This window comes from uncultured Albimonas sp. (assembly GCF_963977235.1).
GTDB lineage: Bacteria > Pseudomonadota > Alphaproteobacteria > Rhodobacterales > Rhodobacteraceae > Albimonas.
This window is the reverse complement of the sequence record NZ_CAXBOD010000114.1, coordinates 1-6,190: the sequence shown is the minus strand read 5'-3', so window position 1 is coordinate 6,190 and position 6,190 is coordinate 1. Positions and strand designations below refer to the sequence as shown.

Annotated in this window: 5 protein-coding genes; 3 read left to right on the top strand and 2 right to left on the bottom strand. The window is 76.4% G+C overall.

The genetic code is table 11. The features are described from left to right. Positions 1 to 97: 97 nt before the first annotated feature. Together AAC134_RS23245 and AAC134_RS23240 are read right to left on the bottom strand one after the other, a co-directional pair. Positions 98 to 541, bottom strand: a complete 444-nt coding sequence (locus AAC134_RS23245) for a lasso peptide biosynthesis B2 protein (protein ID WP_339952090.1) — start codon at positions 539 to 541, stop codon at positions 98 to 100. Between the two features lie 360 nt (positions 542 to 901). Beyond that, the gene (locus AAC134_RS23240; protein WP_339952088.1) at positions 902 to 2,293 is read right to left on the bottom strand and encodes a methyltransferase domain-containing protein; all 1,392 of its coding nucleotides are present in this window, start codon (positions 2,291 to 2,293) and stop codon (positions 902 to 904) included. 284 nt (positions 2,294 to 2,577) lie between these two features. On the opposite strand from AAC134_RS23240, the gene AAC134_RS23235 reads away from it, so the two are divergent. The 3 genes from AAC134_RS23235 to AAC134_RS23225 all read left to right on the top strand — a co-directional run bounded on the left by AAC134_RS23235 (position 2,578) and on the right by AAC134_RS23225 (position 6,136). Further along, the gene (locus AAC134_RS23235) at positions 2,578 to 3,807 is read left to right on the top strand and encodes a hypothetical protein (RefSeq protein ID WP_339952086.1); all 1,230 of its coding nucleotides are present in this window, start codon (positions 2,578 to 2,580) and stop codon (positions 3,805 to 3,807) included. Continuing rightward, positions 3,804 to 4,085: a PqqD family protein gene (locus AAC134_RS23230; protein WP_339952084.1), complete on the top strand. Its 282-nt coding sequence runs from the start codon at positions 3,804 to 3,806 to the stop codon at positions 4,083 to 4,085. Before AAC134_RS23235 ends, AAC134_RS23230 begins: the two co-directional genes overlap by 4 nt. 92 nt (positions 4,086 to 4,177) lie before the next feature. Then, on the top strand, positions 4,178 to 6,136 hold the full coding sequence (locus AAC134_RS23225) for an asparagine synthase-related protein (RefSeq protein ID WP_339952082.1): 1,959 nt from the start codon (positions 4,178 to 4,180) through the stop codon (positions 6,134 to 6,136). Positions 6,137 to 6,190: the final 54 nt, after the last annotated feature.

The window sequence follows — 6,190 nt, the reverse complement described above, 5'->3', positions numbered from 1 at the left end:
CCCCGCCCCTCCCTCCCCGGAGGGGCGGCGCGAGACGCGCGAAGGGCCCGGCCGATCGGCCGGGCCCTTCGCCGTTCAGGGACGCGGTCGGGCGCCGTCAACCGAGGGGCGAATCGGTTTCCGCCGCAGGTGCGAAGTCGGCGAAATCGCCGACCGAGAGGCCGCCGGTCACCACCTGGCCGTTCACCTCGATCCAGGCGTGGGCCCCGAGGCCCGCAGGCCCGCGGCGCATCCCCAGACGGAACACGAAGGGCACGCCGCGCCGCTCCAGCCACATCCTCGCGGCCAGCGACTGCACCAGGCAATCCGACCGGCCGGGCAGGCGCCGCCCGATCCGCGCCAGCGCGACGCGCATCCGCTCGCCGTCCTCGCGGTCGAAATCGGTCCCGGCGGCAGCCTCCGGCCCCGGAGCGCGCAGGCGGCGCAGCAGTTCGGGCGCGGACAGGGAGCGGTGCAGGCGTTGCGCGCGCCGCATCCAGAACAACGCCGGAATCAAGGAGATAACGTCCCTTGCAGAGCGTCGCGTGTCGGTGGAGCTCATGCGTCAGGGGACCGGAGCGAAGCGCGACAGCGACAGGCAGGCCGGCTGAGGCGCAAACAGAAATGCGAAAGCGCACCCGCAAGGGCGCGCTTTCGTTGAACTCGAAATCTTCCGGGGAAGCGTCTCGCTTCCCGACAGATCAGACGCTGCAGTCGATGACCGGAGCGGACCCGCCACAGACATCGCCCGGAGCGCCGCCGCTGCCGCGAGTCGCTTCCTTAACGGACAGCTTCGCCACTTTCGGCTCCAGCCAAACTTTTTTGCTCATGATCTCACCTCGAGAGTCTACATCACACCCACCAACAGCATACGCGCCATGGACGGGATCGCAACGAGTTTTTTGCATTGCGGCGGACGTGTTCATGCTGAAGGCAGGTCCAGCGCGCGCCGCGCGTCGGCGTCCTGCGGGCCGGGCGTCGGCGTGGCTCCGCCCAGCAAGGCCGACACGCTCCAGCGGCCGTGCCCCCGCGCCGCCAGCGCCCGGGTCAGCCTGTCGCAGGCCGTGCGCGCGGCCGGCGGCGCCTCGGCCGGCGAGGCGAAAGCGGCCGGCGCGGCAAGGCCCGCGCCGATCAGCGCCGCGGCCAGGGGAATCGTCTCGGCCAGCGGGCGCCCGACGAGGGTCGCGAGCTCGTCCAGCCTCGCCGTCTCCTGCGCCTCGAGCCGCGCCAGGATCGGCCCGTAGACCGTCCGCGACAGGGTGGCGGCGCCCAGCAGCCCCTCGGTGCGCAGGTCGCCGGCCTCGGCGATTCCCGGGGCGCCCAGGCCGCGCAGCCGCACGGCGCCCGCCCCCTCCGCCGCCCCCTCCGCCCCCGGCGCCTCGTCCGCAGCGCCGGGCTTGAGGAACAGGTCGAGGCGCGACACCCGCCACATCATCAGGTCGGCGAGCTCGGCCCGGATCCAGGGATCGGGGCAGGCGTCGACCTCCGCGATCTGGGCGGCCGACATGTCGAGATCCCGGGCCAGCCGCTCGGGCCGGGCGGGGACCAGGGTCTCGAACCCGGCGGCGCGCAGCTCGCGGCCGAAGTCGCGCATCCCGCGCAGCTCGGCCACCGGCGCGATCCAGACCCGTTCGAACATCGCGGGCGGGCAGGCGGCCATCGCCTCGAGGGTGGCGGCCCATTTCGGCGTCTCGCGCACCAGCCGGTAGGAGGCCTGGAAGCTCTGGCGCAGCGCCTCGACCGTCCAGTCGCGCCTGGCGGCCGGCTCCAGGCCCTCGGGGGCCGCCGCCCAGCGGTTGGCGATCAGCTGGCGCAGGCCGAGCTCGGGCCGCGCCCCGGGCTGGACAGGGAAGGCGCAGAGGAACCCGCCGCCCGGCGCCACCCGCGCCTCGAGGAAGGCCAGCGCCGCCGCGCGGTCGGTCTCGTCGAGCAGCTCCCAGCCCCAGGGGGCGAGGACCAGGTCGAACACGGGAAGATCCTGGGCGCCCAGCGCGCCGGGATGGGCCTCGACCACGCGCGCCTCGAGGCCGGCCTCGGCCAGCAGGGCGCGGGCCTGTTCGGCCTGTTGCGGATCGCGCTCGGCGCCCCACAGTTCCAGCCCGCCGCCCGCGCCGGCCGCAGCGATGGCGGCCAGGCCGACGCCGACGCCCGCCTCGAGCAGCAGCACCCGGCGGGGCGGGCGCAGCGCCGCGCCCGCCATCGCCGCGGCCGTGGCCGCGCCCAGCGGCGTGGCGGTCGGCGACAGCCCCCCGAAGGCCGGCCAGCCCGAGCGGGGATCCGTCTCGGGAACCGCGTCATTCCGCGCAGGATTCACGTCGTTTCCCCCGTGAGTTGCAGGCCCGCGTCATGTATGACAGAGCAAGACGGCGAGACAAGGCGACGCGCCGGTTCCGGGATGGGCCCCGGACAGGTCGTCGCCGGGACGCGTTGCGCGGGAGTGCGCGCATGGGGCTTGCGTCCCTCGCCATCGACGCCGGGGAGACCCGGTAAAGGCTCGATCCGTGCGGCGACGCGCGGCGCGGGCGGCATGGGGATGCGATCGGTGGACTGCGCGCGACAGCAAGACGCCCGGCCACGCGCCGGACGGGACGCCACGCCATGAGCGGCGCCTCGCCCCTGGTCGCCGCGCGCCGCGCCGCCGACGCGGGATCGCCCCCGTCCGACCCTGCGCGCGGCGCCGACTTTGCGCGCGGCGCCGCTCCGGGGCGCAAGGCCACGTCCCCCCGCCATCGCTTCTCCGCCTACGGGCTGGTCTACGACAGCGACCTCCCCGCCCCGTGGGCCGAGCCTGCGCCCGCCGGCGCCCCGGTCGACGCCACCGTCCGTCTCGGCCCCGTGCGCGGCCCGACCCACCCCGAGCGCGCCGACAGCGCCTGGACGGTCGAGAGCCCGACCGAGGCTTATTGCGACTGGGAGGGCCTGCGCCTGCGGGTCAGCGACGGCGCACGCATCGGGGTCGAGATCGGCCCCGGCGCGACGCTCGAGATGGCCATGGTTCACCTCGGATACGCCGCCTCGACTGTGCTCCTGCACCAGCGCGGCGCGATGCCCCTGCATGCGGCCGGCGCGGCCGGGCCGGCGGGCGGGGCGCTGCTGCTGGGCGAATCCGGGGCCGGCAAATCCACCTTCGCCGCGATGATGGCGCGGGGGGACTGGGCGCTGGCCGGCGACGACACCATCGCGCTGGACCTCGCGCCCGGGCGCCCCGTCGGCCTGCATCGCGCGATGCGCACCGCCCGACTCTTTGCCGACTCCGCCCGTGCGATCGACGCCGTCGCCACCGGCGCGCCAGTCGGCTCGGCCGCCGGCGCGTCTGCCCCCGCCGCCTTCGGCCCGTCTGGCCCCGCCGCCTTCGGCCCGTCTGGCCCCGCCGCCTCCGGCGCGTCTGGCCCTGCCGCCTCCGGCGCTTTTGGCCCTGCCGCCTCCGGCGCGCCGGTCCTCGCGGCCGGGCAGGGCATGGGCAAGGGCGTGCGCGCGCTCAGCGATCCCGCCGGCCGTCTCGTCTGGCCCGCCCCCCTGCGCGCCGTCTTCACGCTCGAGTGGCTGCACCCCTCCGACGCGCCGCTGGAGCTTGAGCGGCTGCCCACGCTCGCGGCGCTGTCCGCCCTGCGCCGCGGCATCGGGCGGCCCGAGATCCCGCGCCAGATGGGCCTCGACGGCGCCTACTTCCGCCTGCTGGCGCGCGTCGCCGCCGAGGTTCCGGTCTTCGCCCTGCGCCGCCCGCGCGACTTCGCGGCCGCCGAGGCCGCCGTCGCCCTCGCCCGCCGCACGGTCGAGCGTCTGGCCCCGGCCCCCCACCCCTCCGACAACCAGGGAGCCCTCACGTGAAGTCCACCGACCTGCTCAGCCGCAGCGACGGCGTTCTCGAGGCCCGCGTCAGCGACGACGAACTGGTGCTGCTCGGCCCCGAGTCGGAGGCCTATTTTGGCCTCGACGCCGTCGCCTCCGACGTCTGGGAGCGGCTGGAGTCGCCGATGTCGGTGGGCGCGCTGGTCGCCGCGCTCGCCGCCGACTACGACGCCCCGCCCGAGCGGATCGCCGCCGACCTCCACCCCGCGATCGAGGCGCTGGTCGAGGGCGGGCTGCTGCGCCGCGCCGCCGCCTGAGCCGCCCTCCCGTCTTGCCCACCCCGGCCGAGACCGTCGCCGCCCAGGCCAGCCCGCGCCCCGAGGCCCCCTCAGGGACGCCCGCCGGTCCGATGCCGCCCGCGCGCTTCTTCGGCGTCTTCGACCCTCGCGGGCGCGCCGACCGGCTGAACGCGGTGCACGCGGCCATGGCCTCCGCCTTTGCCGACGCGGGCTGGCGGGGCGCCGACCTCGGCGGGGCCGAGGCCGCCACCGATCCCGCCGCGCGCGTCCTGCGCCTTTCGGTCCGCCTTCCCGCCGGTCTTGCGGGTCCTCTGGGAGATCCCTCGACCTGGCTGCGCCGCGGTCCCGGCGGGCGCGCCTGGACCGGTCTCGCCCGCCTCTGGACGCCCCCGCGCCCGGCGGCGGCCGAGGACGGCCCGCCGCTGCCGGCGCCGCTGCGCGATCTCGACCGGCTCGCCTCCTCCGAGGCGGCAGGTCGCTTCGATGAGCTGCAGACCGCCGCCCAGGCGGTCGAAGGCGATTTCGCGCTGGCGATCTGCGATCCGCAAGTCCCGCGCCTGACGCTGCTGCGCGACGCCATCGGCTCCGAGCCGCTGGTCTACGCCCGCCTCGCCGACGGCGCGGTGGCCTTCGCCAACTGGACCCACGCCCTGCTGGCGATTCCCGAGGTGGGGCGCGAGCCGGACCCCGAGGCGCTGACCGACATCTTCGCCTATCACCGCCCGGTCCCCGGCCGCACCGCCTGGCGCGGGATCGACGAGGCGCCCGCCGCCCATGTCCTGCGCATCGACGCCCAGGGCCTGCGCGCCGCGCCGCACTGGACCCCCGGTCCGGACCCCGCGCTGCGCGGCCTGTCGGACGACGACGCGCTCGACCTGCTGATCGAGCGCGCGCGCCTGGCCGTCGACTGCCGCTGGCGCGGGCTCGGGCCCTCGCCGGCGGTGCTGTTCTCGGGCGGGCTCGACAGCTCGCTGGTGGCGGCGCTGGTCTGCACGGGCGCCGGCGCGGGCCAGGCGGTTCCGGCCTGGTCCGGACGCGCCTCCAGCGGCGCCGAGCCGGCCGAGCGCGCCTCCCGTCTGGCGCTGGCCGCGCACTATCCGGGCCTCGAGCTGCACGAGGTCCTGTCGGAGGACGCCGACCCGCTCGAGGGCGCCGAGCAGGCCTGGCGGCGGATGGCCGAGCCCTGCGCCGACACGCTCGCCGGCTCCCGCTTCGCGCTGCACGAGGCGGCGCTGTCCCGGGGGCACGCGGCGATGATCGGAGGGTTCGGGGGCGACTTCGCGATCTCGCACCCGCTGCCCAACTACCTGCACGACCGGGTGCGCGCCGGCGCCTGGCGGGACGCGGCGGCCGAGATGGCGCGACTGCGGCGCGTCGGCGCCCGACGCCGGCAGGTGCTGCGCCACGGGTTGTGGGCCTGTTCGCCGCTGGCGACGCAGTGGCGGATGCGGCGCCACGACGGGCTCGGGCATGGCCATATCGGCGCCTCGCCCGATTTCGCCACCCGACGGCGCTGGCACGCGATGGGCTATCGCCCGTGGGAGGTCGCGGCGCCCACGATCCTCGAGGAGCAGCGGCTTCGTCTCGTCGGCCGCCACACCTGGATGACCTGCGACCTTCAGCTCTGGCCCGACGCCGCCACGCACCCGGCCTCGGGCGTGGCCTCGCCGCCGACGTGCCAGGCCTACGGCAGCCCGCTGTTCGACACGCGCCTGCTGGCGGCGGTGATGGGGGCGCCCGCGCGCCTGCACCGGCAGGGCGACCAGAGCCGCGGCCTGATCCGCGCGATGCTCGCGCGGCTCGCGCCTGCCGAAGTCACGCGCCGCCCCGACAAGTCGCCGTTCCAGCCCGATTCCGCGCAGATGAGCGCCGCCCGCCGCCCGATCTTCGAGGCCGCCTTCGCCGAGGCCGCTCGCCATCCGCTCTGGTCCGAGCTGGTCGACGCCTCGTCCCTCGCGGCCAGTCTCGAGGGCCTCGACAAGGGCCCGGCGCCCCACCGGCTGCTCCGTTCCGCCGCGGTGATGCGCGCCTGGTTCCTGTCCGAATTCCTCCGCCGCGCCGCCGCCTGACCGATCCAGGCGCCCGGCGCGACGCCCGAACACGCCTCGCAAAGCGCCTGTTCT

Coding starts and splice junctions, on each gene's coding strand:
- AAC134_RS23245 (WP_339952090.1), bottom strand. CDS start 541: ATGAGCTCCACCGACACGCGACGCTCTGCAAGGGACGTTATCTCCTTG.
- AAC134_RS23235 (WP_339952086.1), top strand. CDS start 2,578: ATGAGCGGCGCCTCGCCCCTGGTCGCCGCGCGCCGCGCCGCCGACGCG.
- AAC134_RS23225 (WP_339952082.1), top strand. CDS start 4,178: ATGCCGCCCGCGCGCTTCTTCGGCGTCTTCGACCCTCGCGGGCGCGCC.